General features: G+C 60.1%; 17 protein-coding genes. All 17 read right to left on the bottom strand.

What is annotated here, in order from left to right; translation table 11 throughout:
• Positions 1-13: 13 nt before the first annotated feature.
• The 17 genes from ACKZ62_RS13360 to ACKZ62_RS13440 all read right to left on the bottom strand — a co-directional run bounded on the left by ACKZ62_RS13360 (position 14) and on the right by ACKZ62_RS13440 (position 16,412).
• Entirely contained in the window at positions 14-502 is a 489-nt protein-coding gene (locus tag ACKZ62_RS13360) for a GNAT family N-acetyltransferase (RefSeq protein WP_447096820.1), read from the bottom strand.
• Complete coding sequence (locus ACKZ62_RS13365; RefSeq protein WP_181639559.1) at positions 499-1,050, bottom strand: phage tail protein; 552 nt, start codon at positions 1,048-1,050, stop codon at positions 499-501. Before ACKZ62_RS13365 ends, ACKZ62_RS13360 begins: the two co-directional genes overlap by 4 nt.
• A 25-nt stretch (positions 1,051-1,075) precedes the next feature.
• Positions 1,076-1,645 carry a phage tail protein gene (locus ACKZ62_RS13370; RefSeq protein WP_442116230.1) on the bottom strand — a complete coding sequence of 190 codons (570 nt, stop codon included), beginning with the start codon at positions 1,643-1,645 and terminating at the stop codon, positions 1,076-1,078.
• A gap of 36 nt (positions 1,646-1,681) precedes the next feature.
• The gene (locus tag ACKZ62_RS13375; protein WP_122765195.1) at positions 1,682-2,230 is read right to left on the bottom strand and encodes a phage tail protein; all 549 of its coding nucleotides are present in this window, start codon (positions 2,228-2,230) and stop codon (positions 1,682-1,684) included.
• A 215-nt stretch (positions 2,231-2,445) separates the two neighbouring features.
• Positions 2,446-3,597, bottom strand: coding sequence for an iron-containing alcohol dehydrogenase (locus ACKZ62_RS13380; protein ID WP_032885740.1), 1,152 nt, complete (start codon positions 3,595-3,597; stop codon positions 2,446-2,448).
• A gap of 13 nt (positions 3,598-3,610) precedes the next feature.
• Positions 3,611-4,213 (bottom strand): ANTAR domain-containing response regulator, encoded by a 603-nt coding sequence (locus tag ACKZ62_RS13385; protein ID WP_095184698.1) that lies wholly within the window; start codon positions 4,211-4,213, stop codon positions 3,611-3,613.
• Between the two features lie 16 nt (positions 4,214-4,229).
• Entirely contained in the window at positions 4,230-5,354 is a 1,125-nt protein-coding gene (locus tag ACKZ62_RS13390; RefSeq protein WP_099602536.1) for a transporter substrate-binding domain-containing protein, read from the bottom strand.
• Entirely contained in the window at positions 5,351-6,865 is a 1,515-nt protein-coding gene (locus ACKZ62_RS13395; RefSeq protein ID WP_447096821.1) for an amidase, read from the bottom strand. Before ACKZ62_RS13395 ends, ACKZ62_RS13390 begins: the two co-directional genes overlap by 4 nt.
• Before the next feature lie 10 nt (positions 6,866-6,875).
• Positions 6,876-7,580 (bottom strand): ABC transporter ATP-binding protein, encoded by a 705-nt coding sequence (locus ACKZ62_RS13400; protein WP_447096822.1) that lies wholly within the window; start codon positions 7,578-7,580, stop codon positions 6,876-6,878.
• On the bottom strand, positions 7,573-8,295 hold the full coding sequence (locus ACKZ62_RS13405) for an ATP-binding cassette domain-containing protein (protein ID WP_447096823.1): 723 nt from the start codon (positions 8,293-8,295) through the stop codon (positions 7,573-7,575). Before ACKZ62_RS13405 ends, ACKZ62_RS13400 begins: the two co-directional genes overlap by 8 nt.
• Positions 8,292-9,317, bottom strand: a complete 1,026-nt coding sequence (locus ACKZ62_RS13410) for an ABC transporter permease subunit (protein ID WP_122680950.1) — start codon at positions 9,315-9,317, stop codon at positions 8,292-8,294. Before ACKZ62_RS13410 ends, ACKZ62_RS13405 begins: the two co-directional genes overlap by 4 nt.
• Positions 9,317-10,186, bottom strand: coding sequence for an ABC transporter permease subunit (locus ACKZ62_RS13415; protein ID WP_032885732.1), 870 nt, complete (start codon positions 10,184-10,186; stop codon positions 9,317-9,319). Before ACKZ62_RS13415 ends, ACKZ62_RS13410 begins: the two co-directional genes overlap by 1 nt.
• A gap of 10 nt (positions 10,187-10,196) precedes the next feature.
• Positions 10,197-11,435 carry an urea ABC transporter substrate-binding protein gene (locus ACKZ62_RS13420; protein WP_032885731.1) on the bottom strand — a complete coding sequence of 413 codons (1,239 nt, stop codon included), beginning with the start codon at positions 11,433-11,435 and terminating at the stop codon, positions 10,197-10,199.
• A gap of 525 nt (positions 11,436-11,960) precedes the next feature.
• Positions 11,961-13,133, bottom strand: a complete 1,173-nt coding sequence (locus ACKZ62_RS13425; protein WP_447096824.1) for an acyltransferase family protein — start codon at positions 13,131-13,133, stop codon at positions 11,961-11,963.
• 1,402 nt (positions 13,134-14,535) lie between these two features.
• Complete coding sequence (locus ACKZ62_RS13430) at positions 14,536-15,570, bottom strand: tyrosine-type recombinase/integrase (protein ID WP_447096825.1); 1,035 nt, start codon at positions 15,568-15,570, stop codon at positions 14,536-14,538.
• Positions 15,571-15,786, bottom strand: coding sequence for a DUF4224 domain-containing protein (locus ACKZ62_RS13435; RefSeq protein ID WP_447096826.1), 216 nt, complete (start codon positions 15,784-15,786; stop codon positions 15,571-15,573). It abuts the gene before it with no gap.
• An 86-nt stretch (positions 15,787-15,872) separates the two neighbouring features.
• Positions 15,873-16,412, bottom strand: a complete 540-nt coding sequence (locus tag ACKZ62_RS13440) for a hypothetical protein (RefSeq protein WP_447096827.1) — start codon at positions 16,410-16,412, stop codon at positions 15,873-15,875.
• Positions 16,413-16,444: the final 32 nt, after the last annotated feature.

Below are 16,444 nucleotides of genomic sequence, written 5' to 3' on the forward strand. Positions count from 1 at the left end.
TTTGCTGCCTTTTCTAATCTGAATCCAGGCGCGGGGGCCTGTGCATTTGAAGGTAAAGGCCGGTTTCTTCGCCGGGCTGGAAACCGAGGCGTTGGTACAGGCGACGTGCCGGGCTGCCTTGCTCGACGCTCAGGCGGCATGGCTGCCGACGCGCATCGGCCTCAGACAGAACGGCCTGCAACAGGCCCGTGCCTATGCCCTGGCCATGCCAGGCCGGCAACAGCGCAATGTCGACAATTCGCACGTCTTCATCGCTGTGCAACACGCACAGGCGTCCGATGGGCGCTGCTGCCTGCTCAATGATCAGGAACTGTGCCGATGGGTAATGCTTTTCATAGTGCTGGCGTTGCAACTCGGCCTGGGAATGCAGAAACGCGCGGCGCTGGACGTCACTCCAGCCCGGTACGGCACTGACCTCGGCCCAGCGGCGGGCAACGAAGAGCTCCCGCAGAAAGTCCAGGTCATGGGCCGTTTGTGGACGCAACTGCGCGCTGATCGTCATGGCCTGATGGGGTACTCGCCATTGATGCAGATGCAATAGGCCAACGTCAGAAACGGTTGCAGTGTGCTGCGCGGCACGCTGCTGCCGGGAGCAAGCTGTCCGGCCTGGCTCACAGTGGTGGGCGCCAGGGTCGGGCCTCCGGCAACGGGTTGGGTGGCGTTGTACAGGAGGACGTTACGGGGTTGGGACAGATAGCTTGTGGAAGTGGGTGTGTCCACCGCCGCTGCGGTATCGCCACCGACTTTCACCTGTACCGCATGGGTATGGCCGGCCATGTTGGCGGGTAGCAGGGTGACCTGGTCCTCGCCCACGGCAGTGCCGGTCGGTCGAGGGGTGAGCCCCGGGCCATTGCCCGCGCCCATGGCTGCGCGCCCGTTAAGGTTGGGCAGCTTGAAATTTTGCCCAGGCGTGCCGCCATAGAGATTGCCGATGATGGAGTACAGCGCGGGCGCCTGTTGAACCGTTAACGTCGACCCATCGCAATAGGCCCAGTCTTGCGGAGCGAAAGTAAAGGGAAACAGCCTGATTTCACCGGTAAAAGCGTCCATGAGCGGTCATCCTGAAATAAAAGACTTACGGGCGTGATGGGTAGATCCCTGCCAGGCAGATGATGTAGTTGACGGCCAGGGACCCCATGAGGTTGGTGTGGGGCGTACCCACTGCCGGGCCTAGCGCCGTGTCGAGAAAATTCGGGTTCAGGTTGACCGTCGCCGAGGTGCCGGTTGCAGTGCTATAGAGGCCTTTGATGGCGCCAAGCGGGCTGAATTGGCCGAAGGTCTGGCTAGCCGACGCAGGAGGCGAGGGTACGGGCGTCGTTGAGGTCGCCATCGTGCTGCTGACCACAAAGGCATGGCTGTGCGCCGGAGTGTTCGCCGACACCAGGGCGACCGTTTCCACGCCGGTGGTTTGCGCCAATAGCCGAGGGCTCAACCCGGTGCCGGTGCCTTGCCCGATGGGCAAACGGCCCCGATAGTCCGGCAGGCCGAAGGTGGTCACTCCGTCACCGCCATACCGCGTGCCCAATAGGGTAAACAGTGCTTGATTGGCGTTGACGGATAGCAGCGAGCCATTGCACAGCGCCCAGTCTTGAGGCGCATAGTCGCCGGCAAACATGCGGATTTCTCCGATATAGGCTTCAGACATTTCAGTTTCCTTACACGAGAGTCTGTCAATGGGTCGCTACGGGCGCGGCGGATAAATCCCGGAGATGGCGATGCAGAAACAGCCAACAATCGACGGCTGCATATTGGCCACTGGCGTACCGGGGGCAGCCACCACGGTGGCGCTGTTCAGGGAGACGGGCGTCGACCCTGCGGCTGTCACGTAGACCGGCCGGGACTGTAGCTGAGCAGCATTGGCACTGACGGCCGGAATGCCGCCCGCAGGCCCGGTGTTGGCGCCGATGGCATCGGAGACATGGGTACCGTGTGTATGGGTGACAAGCGCAGTGGCGCCGAGGGTGACCGTTTCACTGCCTCCCACGCTGCCTAAAGCATGAACGCCAAGGGCCGGGGAGACGGAAGCTACCGCGTTCTGACCCAACGCTGTACGACCGCGCAGGTCGGGCAGGCCAAAGGTTGTCCTGCCATCGCCGCCGTAGAGATTGCCCAGTAACGAGGCCAACGCTACGTAGTTATTGAAGGGAAGAATTTGACCTTCGCAGGCCAACCAGCCGGAAGGTGCCCAGCCCCATGGGAACAGCCGAATTTCGCCGACAAAGGGATCCATCATTTTCCTCCTTGGAAAAATCACAAGCGTCATGCTTGCGCATCTGCATCACTGGGGTGATGGCATATTGCTTACAATATCCACAAGTTGATTTCATACGCAAACACTATTTTCCGGCGCCAGGGAACCGAAGTGTCAAAGCGTTGTCGCGCGCCGCAATGCCCCTACTGGCCGGTGCGCAATAGGGGCCGAATTCGCTTTGCCGCGCCAGATTTTCAATAGGCTGCGGTATAAATCGCCAACGCGTCCTCCTCAAGCACGGGCCGTGGATTGTTCACCAGCAGTCGCTGTTGTTGCATCGCACTGCGGGCCAGCTCCGGCAGGCTTTCCAGGGTGACTCCGGCGTCTCTCAAGCGCAAAGGCAGCCCGACCGCTTCATGAATCCTGCGCAGTTCTTCAATCAGTTGTGCGGCGCCATCTCCTGGCAGCAGACGCTCACCCAGTACGCACGGCGCCAGTTCGGCGTAGAGCGCATGGGCGTGGGACAGATTGAAGGTCAGCACCGGGTTGAGAACCAGTGCGTTGGACAGCCCGTGGGGCAGGTGGAATGTGATGCCCAGCGGGTAAGCCAATGCATGCACCGCCGCGACCGGCGCGTTGGCGAAAGCCTGGCCGGCCAGGCAAGCGCCCAGCAGCATGGCCTGGCGCGCTTCAAGGTCCTGCGGCGCGCGCACGGCTTGCTCAAGGTTGGCGCTGAGCAGGCGCAGGGCTTCGCGGGCCAGCAGGTCCGAGATCGGGTTTTTACGCAATTTGCTGGTGTAGGCCTCGATGGCGTGCACCATCGCGTCGATGCCGGTGGCAGCGGTGACCGGGCCGGGCAGGCCGACGGTCAGTTGTGCGTCAAGGATCGCCAGGTCCGGCAGCAGTTGCTGGGACACCACGCCGGATTTACCAGTGGCGGTAGTGACGATGGAAATCGGCGTGACTTCAGAACCGGTCCCGGCCGTGGTCGGCACTTGGATCAACGGCAGACGCGCGCCGTTGGCCTGATTGACGCCGTAGATGTCGCTCAAGCCCTGGCGTTGCTCGGGGTGTGCCAGGTAGGCGACCAGCTTGGCGGTGTCCATGGAGCTGCCGCCGCCGAAGCCGACGATCAGGTCGGCACCGATTGCACGTGCTTGTTCAGTGGCCGCCAGCACCAGCTCTTCGGCCGGGTCGGCGAGGACGTCGCTGTACACCTGCAGGTTGATCCCCGCAGCGGTGAAACCGGGCAAGACCGGATCCAGCAGGTTGTGGCGCAGGATGCCTGCGTCGGTGACCAGTAATACGTTGCGTGCACCACGGGCGGCGCACTGTTCGGCCAATTGGGCGGCGGCGCCGCTGGCGCAGATCAGGTGCGCGGTGGTGCTGAAATTGAATGCTTGCATGAATAACCTCTGCTTATTCTGATTGAGGGGGCAGGCCGGCATCGATGATCGTCTGGGCCACCGCTTCCATGCTGGTGCGGCTGGCCATGGCATCGCGTTGCAGGCGCCGGTGAGCGTCGTTTTCGCCGATGCGATGGCGGGCCATGAGCAGGGCCTTGGCCATGGAGATCTTCGACACCGCCGGTTGACGGGTCTGTAATTTGCGCAGTTGCGCCAGCATGTCGATGCGCGCACGCCAGGCAGCGCGGGCCATCAGTAATTGGGTTAACAAGCCGAAGGGTCGCAGTGGGCGCTCGATCACGGCTGCCGGCTGGGTTTCCAGCACCAGTTGCAACATCGACGGGTTTTCATAGCCCACCACGGCAATGATCGGCGGCGCCTGTTCGCTCAAGCCTTCCACCAGCGCCTGGGTATTCAGGCGCTGGCTGAGTTCCACGGCGAGCAGGACCACATCGGTGTGCTCCGGCAAATGCGCAGGCACCGGCCAGCATTGCTCAACGATGCAACCGATGCGCTGCAACTGGTCCAGCACCACGCGGGCCTCGGCATCTACCGGGTGAATCACCAGCACGCGCAGGCCCTTGAGTTCGCGCAACAGCGAAGGTGCCTGGGTCATCTCGCACTCCCACTGTTCATGGCTGCACATCCAGCTGGTAATCGACCATGTAAGGGCTGGGTTTCACCGGCTGCTCGCTCTGCACCACCAGCTCGAAACGGCGTTGGTGGTCGAGACGCGCAATGCGAGGCCACAGCCAAGTGTGCTGGGTGTCCGGGTCGATCTGCACGCGGCCCTGGGGCGCGTCGAACTGCGCACCGGCCAAGGCCTTGCGCAGCGCTTCGATGGACGAACCCTCAGCACGCCGCGCTGCCTCGGCGAACAGATGCACCTGGAAGTAGGCCGCCTCACCGCCCGCCGTCAGCGGCGCCGTGTCACCGAAGCGCGCTCGGTAACGTGCGACGAACGCCTGGCTGGCAGGCGTCGCCAGGCTGGAGAACCACGGCGCCGCCGACACATGCCCTTCGGCCTCTTCATCGCTCATGTGCAACACGTCGACCTCGTTGGTCGCGAGGCTGACGATGGGCATGCGCGCCGGGTCGAAACCGGCCTGTCGGTACGCGCGGTGCAGGGCCGGAATATCGCTGCCGACGATGGTCGAGTAGATCGCATCCGGTGCCGTGGCCCGCGCCCGTTGCATCACCCGTTCGAAGTCCTCGGCGGTGGCGTGGAACGGCAAGTAGATCTCGTCCACCACTTCGCCACCGGCCTGTTCGAACAGTTCGCGCATGATGCGGTTGGACTCGAACGGGTACACGTAGGAGCCACCAACAAACAGCACGCGGTTGCCGAAATGCGCCAGTACGTACTGCGCCAGTTGGACTGAGTTCTGGTTCGGTGCGGAACCGGTGTAGTAACACCAGGGCGAGTATTCAAACCCTTCGTAGAGGGTCGGGTAGAACAGCAGTCGGCGGCGGCTCTCGACCACCGGCAATACCACTTTGCGGGTGCTCGACATGTGGGTGCCGAACAACACCTGCACCTGGTGTTCGTCACACAGGCGCAGGGCGCTGTCGCGGTAGTCCGACGGTTCCGCGCCGGGATGGCCGTCCACTGGCACCAGTGGCCGTCCGTGGATGCCGCCGGCGTCGTTGACCTCGGCGATCGCCAGGTGGGTGGCATTGGCCTGGGTGGTTTCCGAGGCAGCGGTAAGGCTGCTCTCGGAAAACAGCAGGCCGACTTTGTAGTCAGAGGCGCTCATGAAATCAGGCTTTCCCAGTCGATATGTTGTTCAAAGGCGTGCGCGACCTGGTACAGCGTGGCTTCGTCGTAGTCCCGCGCCACCAGCATCATGCCCACTGGCAGGCCACTGGCAAGCCCACACGGGAGTGACAGGGCAGGGTGGCCGGTAACGTCGAAGGGCGCGGTGTTCGCGTTCATTTCCAGGGCCCGTTGCACCCACTCGCTGGGTGAGGCGTCTGCTGCCGGCAATATTGGCGCCTTGAGCGGTACGGTGGGCATCAGCAGCACATCGAAGTCCTGCAATTGCTGGTCGTAGGCCGCACGTAATTGCCGTGCAGCATTCTGAGCCTTGGCGTAGTACTGGCCGCCAAAACGCTTGTACGCGTATTCACCGGCCAGCAGGCAGGTTTTCAGGTCGTGCGGGAATTGCCCAGCCTGGGTCTGCCAGTCTTGCTGTGCGTTCATAAGGCTCTCTACGTACAGGCCTTTCCAGTTCGAGCCGTAATTGTAGCCGCGCAGCAATTGGGTGGTGCCTTCCACCGCGATGGGTGTCCAGATGGCGTGGCCCAGGGCGTGCAGCGGTATCGAGATGTCCTCCACCCGTGCCCCGAGGTCTACGAACAACGCAGCGGCACGGCGCACCGCCGCGTCCACATCGGCCTCGGAGTTGGCATGCCCGAAGCCCTCGCGCACCACACCAATCCGCAGGCCCTTGCAGCCTTTGCCGAGGGCCTGGGTATAAGCTTCGGTCGGCACCACGCGGTCCTGCCTGGGGTCGAGGCCATCGGCGCCGGCCAGCACTTCCAGAAGCAGGGCGTTGTCGGCGAGGTTGGCACTCATGATGCCGGCGTGGTCCAAGGTCATCTCGATGGGCATGATCCCGGTGTAGGGGATCAACCCATGGGTCGGCTTCATGCCGTAGATACCGGAGTAGGCCGCTGGAATGCGGACCGAACCGCCCTGGTCAGTGCCGATGCCCAGGTCCACTTCGCCGGCCGCGATCAGCGCCGCGCAGCCCGACGACGAACCGCCGGTGGAATGCCCCGGATTACGCGGGTTGTGCACTGCGCCGGTGGCGTTGGTATGGCTGCTGCCCGACACACAGAAGAACTCGCAATGGGCCTTGCCCAGAATCTGTCCGGCAGCGTCCAACACACGTGTCGCGACGGTGGCGTCAATGTCCGGCACGTAGCCCTGGAGGGTCGATGCACCGTTCATCATCGGCACGCCGGCCAGGCAGATATTGTCCTTGAGTGCCACGCGCTTGCCGGCCAACTTGCCCGTTGGCGCCCCCTGAATCTCGGTGCGTACGTACCAGGCGTTGTAAGGGTTGTGCTGCGGCACCTGGCCGGGGGCGCGAGGGTAACGGGGGGGCAATGGCGGGTTGGCGATGCCATCCAGGCGGTCGTAGTCCTGCCACACGGCTTCGAGAATGTTCGCGTATTCGTGCAGCAGCGGCTCGGCCATTTGCAGGCCAAGGCTGTGGCCGACTTCGGTGAGGTCGGCCAGGGTAGGGCGTTGAATAGACATGGCAGGTTCCTTATGCATGAAAGCCCATGAAGCGCTCAGCGATGGCTTCGGCGCTGGTGTGAGCCGGGTCGACCTCGTCCACCAGTTGGCCGTTCTCGATGATCAGAATGCGGTCGGACAGGGCACTGAGAAATTCGATGTCCTGTTCCACCAGGATCACCGCCAGGTTCTGTTCCACACGCAGGCGCTGCAGGGTTTCAATGATTTCGTCGCAGATCGATGGCTGGATGCCCTCGGTGGGCTCGTCCAGCAGGATGATTTTCGGGTTGCCGCACAGGCAGCGTGCGAGGGCCAGCAGTTGTTGCTCTCCGCCGGACAGCGCCCCACCGGGCTGGTCGAGCAAGCGGTGCAGGCGCGGGAAGTACGCGAGGATGCGCTCGATGGTGGCGTCGGCTGCGGCGAAGTCCTTCACGCAGCCCATGCGCAGGTTTTCCCGCACGCTCAGGTAAGGGAATATCTGCCGGCCCTGGGGCACATAGCCGATGCCGGCGCGGGCGCGTTGGTGGGCGGCGGCTTTGCTTAAGTCTTCGTCGGCAAAATGCAGGCTGCCGGCCATGGCGGGGATTTCGCCCATTAAGGCGCGCAACAGGGTGGTCTTGCCCATGCCATTGCGACCCAGTACACCGACGCAGGTGTTGGCGGCACAGCTCAAGCGGATGTCACGCAACACGGGAATACGCCCATAACCGGCGGATAGACCGATGACTTCAAACATGTTTGATCTCCTGCTTGCCCAAGTACGCTTCGCGCACGGCCGGGTCCTGGGTCACTTCGGCAAAGCTGCCTTGGGCGAGGATTGCGCCTTGGTTGAACACGGTGACGATGCCTGCGATCAGGCGGATGAACTCCATGTCGTGCTCGACCACCACCACGGTGCTGTGGGCGTTGATTTCTTTGATCAGCGCGGCGGTCTTGCGCACTTCCTGGTAGGTCATGCCGGCGGCGGGTTCGTCCAGTAATACCAACTCCGGGCGCGAGGCGAGGATCATGCCCAACTCCACCCATTGGCGTTGGCCGTGGGCCAGGTCGCCCACCAGGCGTGCGCGCAAGTCGACCAGGCCGATGCGTTCCAGGGTCTGCTCGGCAGTGGCGCGGGCTTCGTTTGGCGCTTGTCGGCGACTGGCGGCCAAGCGCAGGTTTTCCAACACATCCAGGCCGTCGAAGACGCTGGGGGCCTGGGTTTTGATGCCGATGCCGAGCCGGGCGACATGGTGCGGCGCCAGCCCTGAAATGCGCTGGCCCTTGAAGTGGCATACGCCGCGCGTGGGTTTGAGTTGGCCGCTGAGCATCTTGAAGAAGGTGCTTTTGCCGGCGCCATTGGGGCCGATCAGGCAACGCAGCTCGCCGCTGTCGAGGGTGAAATCCACGGCTTTGACCGCGTGAACGCCGCCGAAGCTGACGCCCAGGCCTTGGGTTTGCAACAGGCTCATAGTGCGCGCTCCTGTGCAGGTGTCGGTTGCGGGCGACGTTGGAAAACACGCGCTGCCCAACCGGTCAAGGTCGGCAGCAAGCCACGGGGCAGCAACATGACGAACACCAGCAGAATCAGGCCGAGCACAAAGCCGCTGTCCACATGCTGCTGTTCACCGAGGCGCGCCATCAGCGCCTGTATGCCGATGCACGCCACGATCGGCCCGAACAAGGTGCCACGGCCACCGACGATGACCCAGATGATGATCTGCGCCGATTGCGCCAATCCGAACACACCTGGGCTGACAAACGCGCCCCAGTTGGCGAACAGGCAACCCGCGAGCCCGGCGATGCCGCCACCCAGGCTGAACACGATCAACTTGTGCAGGCGCGTGTCATAGCCCAGCAAACCGGCGCGCTGTTCGTTCTCACGAATGGCCACCACCACTTTGCCGAAGCGGCTGGCGAGCAGGCCGCGCAGCCCCAGGTAACAGAGGATCAGCGCGGCGCCGATTACCTGGAACAGGGTTTCCGGTTCGAGCACACGTTCAGGGTTGAACGGCATGTTGAGGGTGGGAATCGCTGGAATGCCGTTGAAACCGCCGAGCAGTGCGCTGCCGATGTGGTATTCGGAGCCCGAGGTGGAGTTCATAACGTTGAACAGAATCAGCGTGACCGCCAGCGTAATCACCCCCAGGTACACGTCGCTGATGCCGCCGTAGAACATGAAGTAACCCATGGCGGCGGCGACCAGGGCGGGCACTGCGATGGCCAGCAGCACCGGCCAGGTGCTGTCGCCGATGTTCAGCACACCGATGGCATAGGCATAGGCGCCCAGGCCAAAAAACGCCGCCTGGCCAAAACACAGGATGCCGCCGAAGCCCCAGATAAACGCCAGGCTCAGGGCCAGCAGCGCCATCACCAAGTAGATGGTCAAGGACAGCAGGGTAAACAGATCCAGCCACTGTGGCAGGACCGCCACCAGCAGCGCAGCCACGACGCAGCCGAGCACCGGTAATAGGGTGCGGGTATCAACAGGCATCAGAACGCCCTCCGAAAGAATCGACCGGTAATGCCCTGGGGCAGTACGCGAATCAGCACAATGGCCGCCAGCAGCAACGCCACTTCACCAAACACCGGAGTGCTGAAGAACGTCACCACCTGGCTGATCACGCCGAAGCCACCGGCGGCGGTGAGGGTGCCGGTGATCACTGCACTGCCGCCGCCGATCACGGTGATGAAAGCCTTGGCGATGTAGCTGGCGCCGAGGGTTGGAATCACCCCGGTAAGCGGCGCCAGCACGGCACCGCCCAAGCCCGCGAGCGCCGCGCCCAGGCCAAAGGTCAGGCTGTAGATCCGTCCGGGATTGGCCCCGAGTGCAGCGGCCATCTTGGCGTTTTGCATGGTGGCGCGGGCGCACAGGCCGAAGTGGGTAAACCGCAGCAGCGCCCACATGCCCAGCAGCACGGCGACCGCCACGGCGATCACAAACAGGCCGTAGCCGCTGGTTTGATAAGCGCCCACGGTGATGCCCGGCAAGGGCGAGCTGATGCCCACCGTCGTGTTGCCGAACAGCATGGTGGCAGCGCCGGTCAGTGCCAGGCTCAGGCCCCAAGTGGCGAGCATGGTGTCGATCATGCGGCCATACAGGTGTCGCACCAGCAGGCGTTCCACCAGCATGCCGAACAGGCCCACGCTCAAGGGCGCCAGCACCAGGATCGAAATCCAGATCGGTACGTGCAGGTTGTGGGTGGCGAGCACGGCGACGTAACCGCCGAGCATCATGAATTCACCGTGGGCGAGGTTGATGATTTTCATCATTCCGAACACCACCGCCAGGCCAATGCTCAGCAGCACCAGCGTGGCGATGGCGCCCACGATTTGCAGGGAAAAAATGGCAGCCCAATCCATGTCGGCCTCCTTACAGCGCGATGCTGTATTGTTTGGCGTCGCGCGGGTTCTTCACAAGGTCGCACACGGCGGCGGTGTCGGACGGCGCTTGCTGGGCAAAGCTTTCGACCACCTCCAGGCGGCGGTCGCGGACTTCGGCGATGTGCACGTCGAGCACACAGTGGTGGGTCGCCGGGTCGATGCTGACCTTGCCGCTGGGCAGGTCCAGGCTGATGCCTTTTTCCAGGGCCTGGGTCACGGCCATGCGCTCCACCGTACCCGCCTGGCGCACGCCTTCGGCCCACAGCATCATGCCCTGGTAAGCGCCCATGGCCAGTTCGGTGATGTACGGATAGTCCGCGCCGAAGCGCTTATGGAAGCGCTCGACGAACGCCTGGTTCTGCGACGTGGCCAGTTCCTGCACATAGTTCTGGCAGATCAGGATGCCGTTGCATTCTTCCGGCGACAGCACGATGTGCTCGTTACCGCCGGCGAAGGTGGTGGAGGCAATCGGCAGCTTGCCGGTCATGCCTGCGGCTTTCCACTGGCGATAGAACGACATGTGCGCGCCGCCCACCAGCGCCGACCAGACAAAGTCCGGCTTGGCTTCCTGAATCTTCGAGATCGTCGCGCCGAAATTGGTCACGTCCAGTGGGAAGAACTCGATGCCGACGCTCTGGCCGCCCGCTTGCTCGACGTACTTCTTGACCCAGGCGGTGACGATCTGCCCGTAGTTGTAGTCCGCCGCGACGATGTAGACCTTCTTGCCCCACTTCTTGGTGACATGGGACACCAGCTTCTCCACGGTCTGGCCGGGTGTGACACCGGTGCCGAAGAAGTTGCGGTCACACACGCCGCCTTCGTATTGGTTGTTGTAGAAATACAGGGTCTTGTAGCGGTCCAGCACCGGACGCACCACTTCCCGCGACGCCGACGTGATACCGGCGTGCACCACCGCCGCACGATCCTTGAGCGCGGCCTGTTGGGCGTATTGCGCGTAAAGCTGCATGTTCGACTGGGTGTCGTACTTGATCAGGTTGAGCGGGCGGCCGAGCAAGCCGCCGGCGCTGTTGAGTTCTTCGACAGCGAAGGTCAGCGCATCGACGATGGGTTTGCCGTAGATGTCGAGGCCGCCGGAGTTGTCGTACAGCGAGGCGATATTGATCGCGTCGTCGGCAGCAAACGCCGAGAAACTCTTGAGGCTCAACGTGGACACAGCAGCCGCGGAAATCGCAGATGCACGCAGGAAAGCACGACGATTCATAGCCATTCGGAAGACTCCTGAAACCCGGACTCCCTATCCACTGCAGCCCGAAGCACGCCAGGAAAAGCGCCGGGCATGACGGTTTGCAATGAAGGAAAGAAGGTCTGGGAAGAAATGCAGGCGGGGAAGGAGGGCCTGATTTCACATACCGACGGCGCTGTCGGCTGGATATGTGATTCGCTTCACTTGGAGACACCAGCCGCATCGTTGAGGCTGGGTCGCCCACCCTGAGAGGATGGGGGAAACGAGTGCCGCATGGCGCGGCGATAGCTTAAAAGCAAGCTTCAGGCCATAAACGCTATGTTTATGATTTTAAAGGAAACCAGTGTGTATGACGACGCTGGTCACGCTCCGAAAAATGTCACCTGGGTAGAAACGACGCACCGTGTGCGTGCGTTTGGAACAGGTGCGCGGTTGCTTTATGCCGTGTTAACGGCGCCTCAAGAGCCACGCCCACGCTTGCATGATGCAAATACGGTCAGTGTTCAATCTGTCGTCGCGTGAGCACGGGAGAACGGCGAGGCGATATTCTCAGGCTACGGCTTCAGTTTTAACGGGTGAACGCTTCATGCGTTTTGCATAAAAAACTTTGATCGTTTTTGAAAGGGTTTTTTCAATCAGGAAGTATGAAGCGATGGATAGCGAAATTAAAAAGATGACAAAGACTGAAAAGTTAATCGTACTGGATTCAAAAAGAAACTGAGTCGGCAGCATTTGGAAAGCAAGGTGAGCCGGCGCTTGCAATATGTAAAGCGAATAGCTGGATTCTCCGAGTATGACAAGCACGGGTATGAAGGGGGCTTTTTTTAGTAAGTTGTTTGCTATGGCACAAAAGTAAATCGCTGGGGCAAACAGGATAGCTGTGAAACTACTTCCGTACGCTAAGTGCGCGCCGATGGCATCATCTATTCTTGGGCCGTAATCAATTATCTTGCCGATAATGGCGAACAACACGATGCTGAGAACGAGCGCAGTCTTCTCCCCGACGACGTTGCGCAATACGCCTGCTTTGAACATGAGCCCGGCAGTGAACCCAAGGACAAAGCTGCACAGGTGTGAAGGTGGAAAATAATTGATCAGCGAGTGCAGGCGCGGACTGGTATTGCCATAGGGGTCTGTACGGCTGTAGTAGCTGAGCACGACTTGGCTGAAAACCCAAAGGAGTAGCGAGGACGCCAGCCACACCTTGAGGCGTACGTCTTTTTTTGTATTGCTGACAAAAATCAGCAATGGGCAAATCAAATAGAAAAACATCTCAACTGAAACAGACCAGCCAGGGTAATTTAAAGTCGTTGCGTATTTTGGGAACCACGCTTGAATAAGGGCGGCGGATATAAAAAATTTGCCGTTTAGTGAGCTGCTTGTTATTGCCATGTAAGCCAGTAGCGCTATTAGATAAATGGGCAATATCCTGGCGGCTCTGTTTACATAGAATTGTGAGGTCGGAATGTTCTTTTTTGTATTCGATAGGGCGAGCACAAAGCCTGACAGTACGAAAAAGAAAGTGACCATGATCGGCCCGCAATTCAGTATCGTTGGCAAGCTTGCGTAAATTTGCGTTTCTTTTCCGTAATGGAAAAGAACCACTACGATGGCTGCAACAAAGCGCAGAAATGTTAAAGACTCTAGCCGCTCTACGGGCAATTTTGCATTTCCCAAGGACTCATCAATTGTGTTGCAGGCATGCATTTTTTGTTCGGGCACGATTCCTTTGCCTCTTGAGATGTCGCGTGAATAGTTGGCTTTTATCTAGCTGGCACGAGAAAACCGGTACCACGCCGACTATTAGCCGGTGATGGCTGCTGGGTTCTCCCTGATAGGTGGGCGCGCAGACGGGTGACCAAAGCCACATTTCGACAATTCGCTTTGTAGGAAGGTTCGTTGCGGGCAGTCAGATTGTTGTGCGCGTACAGCAGTCGCGGTTTGGAGGCCGAGCTTGAGCCCGAAGAGGATCTGGCGCCTTTCTGACGGGCAAAAAAAAGCCCGCTTGTGGGCGGGCCTAAAGGGAATTCTTCAAAGGAGTAGGGTGATTTAGCACCCTGTCCTGTAAATGCCAGGTGAAAAGGATGTCGCAAAAGCAGAAAGCCACGCACGTAGCGGGCTCTATGTAACACCTGAGGAAGTTGTAATCGTCAGGATTCCCGACTCAATAGATGGCGCTCCGAAGGGCAGATACAAGACGCTCAGCGCGAAGATCGTCCAGCAAACGCCAACGATCAGTGCGAACGGACCCACTACTTTCAGTCGAATCTTCCCGTGACTGAGCCAAAACTTCGCCATTAATGGCTTATGGCCGCCATTGGTCGGCAATAACGAGATCACGCCGAACGCGCCCGGCAACCTAATACATACTGACTCATCTCACCATTAGGGGCCCTCGATGAGAGAGGCACAGCGAAGACTAGCCATGACAGCCTGGCGCGACCTGTTTACACAGGCCGTAAGTCAAACGGACGCAGAGGTTAAGTATTTTGGATTGCTGCGGCGGGCTGACGCCATGGAGCTTGCCGAACTCATCACCAGCGATGAGTGGAGAAAGCTGGTGCAGCAGGCGGGAGCAATGCTTTCCAGCACCGCAGAGTGTATGGGCGGACCTGGCTAGGGCAGAGACTTGGTTGCTTCGGTTTCTTCGTCTATCGCCATGCTGGTGGTGGCTGGATCCCCTCGCAGGTACGGAGTCGCCACAGAAGCTTTAAGGGTTAAGTAGCACGGCACATATTTTTTACTGAGTTTCCCTATCTGAGCCCAGCGCGATTGCTGGGCTTTTTTGCTATGCAGTCATGAGAACAGCGAAGTAGTCGGTGAAGTATGCCGATTTGATTTGCGTCGGCGGAACGCCAGGGAAGGGAGTTGCGGAGCAGTGTCAACAATTGCGGAGCGCAAAAGATAAGGGCCTGCATGACGTTAATCATGCAAGCCCTTGATATCTATGGTGCCCGAACCCGGAATCGAACCGGGACGCCCTTACGAGCGGGGGATTTTAAGTCCACATACAAAGGTATATAAAACAGTAGGTTAGGTTGATTATTGGTCCGCAATTGTTTGCAGTGGCCTCGCTTGAAGCCCTTTGTTTTCAAGGGCTCTTATTTTATTGCGGAACGAGTATTCACTTCGTGGGCAGCACTTTCAGGCCTTTACGGCGTCGGATATATTGCTCAGTCATACCGACAGTTGTGTGCCCCAACTGATCTCTCGCATCGCGAATACTGCCTGTCGATTCCTCCTTGTCTGTAGCCGCTTTTGCGCGAAGGTCTCGCATCTGAAACGCAGACTTTTCGATCCCGGCCTTCATCCTGGCCGCGTCAAATCTCCCTCTGAGCATGCTCACTGTCATCGCCTGGCCGTTGTCCATTACGACGAGTCTGGTTGATCGAATCTTGTGCCCCTTCTTCCTTTCCAGAATGCGATCAATAACCACCTTCAGCTCCCCTACAACCTCAATACGGCGTTTAGCGCTGGTCTTCCCTTGCTTAATCAGTAATTGGTTATCCAGCAAGTCACGTTCGTCCATCTTCAGCGTGTCACCTATGCGCTGAGCTGTGAGATAGAACAGGTCTAACGCGTCCTTGAGTGGCTGATCAGCGTGCAGATACACCGCCGCAAACATTTCGTCTTCGACGTAAGTGTCCCGGCCAGTTTCCTTGTTCCCTTTGATACCGGCGCACGGGTTGGCGAGCGATGTATAACCGCTCTGACGGGCGAAATTCCAAATGGCGCTGAGCAGCGCCTTCTCTCGGTTGGCGCGAACCTTTGCCGTCTTCGACCGATAACGCAGGTACTGGACAACGTGCTTCGGTTCGATCGCCTCAAGCGGACCGGGCGGGTCATTGAAAAAGATCAGGAGCTGCTTCAGCTCCCTAATATTGTCCTTCTGAGTGGTTGAGGACTTCGTAGGCACAACCTCTTCCATGTACTTGTTTGCGACGTACTCAAATGTCAGTACGGCGCCGACGAGTGCGCTAGCCGCTCGGCTCTTTTCAAGTCGGGCGTATTCAACGATAGCTGCGCCGTAGTCAGAGCCCAGCGCGATCTCTTTTCTCGGTTTGTCGCCTGCGTCGTAGTAGTAATAAACCCTTCCCCCGGGGCGCAGTCGCTTTCTCAGCCGGGGGATGCTGCCGGGGTTAGTGGGGCGTCGTGCCATTTACTGAGTTCCCATCCTTGGTTGCCATTCGGCCTTTTCGGGCTTTCGGTCTTTTGGGCCAGCCAGCAACGATGCAGATATCACGCATGGCCAGCCATTGCGCTTGATAGTGTGGCGGATGCCATTTCGGGAGAGGACCATTATCTGGCCAGCCTTTGTTCTTGCGCCGGTAAGTTCGCAAACATCTTCGTGCGACAGGAACTGAATTCCATCCATACCTACCTCCCGCCGCCCGCTGTGGGCCGCGCTGTCTTGATGATGTTCATGGGGTGTCCTTGCCGCGCTGGGCGGCAGAAGGTGGGTTAGGCGGTGGCTTTCTTGATTGCGGCCCTCGCGTCGAACATGGCGTAGTACAGGCGGTGGAAGATCGCGCAGCTCGGGTCTTCGTGATCGTCGCCGCCGTGTTCGAAGATTCCGTCGATGGTGCCGCTGTAGTTGCTGGCGATCTGCTCGCATTCGCCTGCCACCTGGGTTAGCGCTGTCAGTGCCTTCAGCAGTTGCTCGCTGCTGGCGCGCTCCTCCCGGCCGATATCCCAGAACCGCTGCCCCCAGTGATCCACCGGTGGCGGGTTGGTGTTTTGAGCGCCAAAGGCGAGGGCTCCGACGATTGAGTCGCACAGGTCGCGCTTGTAGGCGTTGTCGCCGTCGATGCTCAGGCCGCGCCGGCGCAGGGCGCTGACCACCTCGTTTCTATCCAAACCCTGGTCTTCCAGGATGATGTCTCGCTCCGGCTCGCCCGGGGTGACAATGATCAACGCCAGCTTGGCGCCTGGCAGGCAGTACTCGCTGAGTTTGACCAGGGCATCGTTGGCTGCTTCGTGGAATCGCTGAACTGCTGACATAGGAATACCTCGCCCGCCGCTCACCGGCAGGC

The sequence above is a fragment of the Pseudomonas sivasensis genome, assembly GCF_052938085.1.

Bases quoted from the DNA above. Each gene is read 5' to 3' on its own strand.
- ACKZ62_RS13415 (WP_032885732.1), bottom strand. From the start codon at position 10,186: ATGGATTGGGCTGCCATTTTTTCCCTGCAAATCGTGGGCGCCATCGCC.
- ACKZ62_RS13435 (WP_447096826.1), bottom strand. From the start codon at position 15,786: ATGGATGGAATTCAGTTCCTGTCGCACGAAGATGTTTGCGAACTTACC.
- ACKZ62_RS13385 (WP_095184698.1), bottom strand. From the start codon at position 4,213: ATGACCCAGGCACCTTCGCTGTTGCGCGAACTCAAGGGCCTGCGCGTG.
- ACKZ62_RS13420 (WP_032885731.1), bottom strand. From the start codon at position 11,435: ATGGCTATGAATCGTCGTGCTTTCCTGCGTGCATCTGCGATTTCCGCG.
- ACKZ62_RS13370 (WP_442116230.1), bottom strand. From the start codon at position 1,645: ATGTCTGAAGCCTATATCGGAGAAATCCGCATGTTTGCCGGCGACTAT.
- ACKZ62_RS13375 (WP_122765195.1), bottom strand. From the start codon at position 2,230: ATGGATCCCTTTGTCGGCGAAATTCGGCTGTTCCCATGGGGCTGGGCA.
- ACKZ62_RS13390 (WP_099602536.1), bottom strand. From the start codon at position 5,354: ATGAGCGCCTCTGACTACAAAGTCGGCCTGCTGTTTTCCGAGAGCAGC.
- ACKZ62_RS13440 (WP_447096827.1), bottom strand. From the start codon at position 16,412: ATGTCAGCAGTTCAGCGATTCCACGAAGCAGCCAACGATGCCCTGGTC.
- ACKZ62_RS13400 (WP_447096822.1), bottom strand. From the start codon at position 7,580: ATGTTTGAAGTCATCGGTCTATCCGCCGGTTATGGGCGTATTCCCGTG.
- ACKZ62_RS13365 (WP_181639559.1), bottom strand. From the start codon at position 1,050: ATGGACGCTTTTACCGGTGAAATCAGGCTGTTTCCCTTTACTTTCGCT.
- ACKZ62_RS13405 (WP_447096823.1), bottom strand. From the start codon at position 8,295: ATGAGCCTGTTGCAAACCCAAGGCCTGGGCGTCAGCTTCGGCGGCGTT.
- ACKZ62_RS13360 (WP_447096820.1), bottom strand. From the start codon at position 502: ATGACGATCAGCGCGCAGTTGCGTCCACAAACGGCCCATGACCTGGAC.
- ACKZ62_RS13395 (WP_447096821.1), bottom strand. From the start codon at position 6,865: ATGTCTATTCAACGCCCTACCCTGGCCGACCTCACCGAAGTCGGCCAC.
- ACKZ62_RS13380 (WP_032885740.1), bottom strand. From the start codon at position 3,597: ATGCAAGCATTCAATTTCAGCACCACCGCGCACCTGATCTGCGCCAGC.
- ACKZ62_RS13410 (WP_122680950.1), bottom strand. From the start codon at position 9,317: ATGCCTGTTGATACCCGCACCCTATTACCGGTGCTCGGCTGCGTCGTG.
- ACKZ62_RS13430 (WP_447096825.1), bottom strand. From the start codon at position 15,570: ATGGCACGACGCCCCACTAACCCCGGCAGCATCCCCCGGCTGAGAAAG.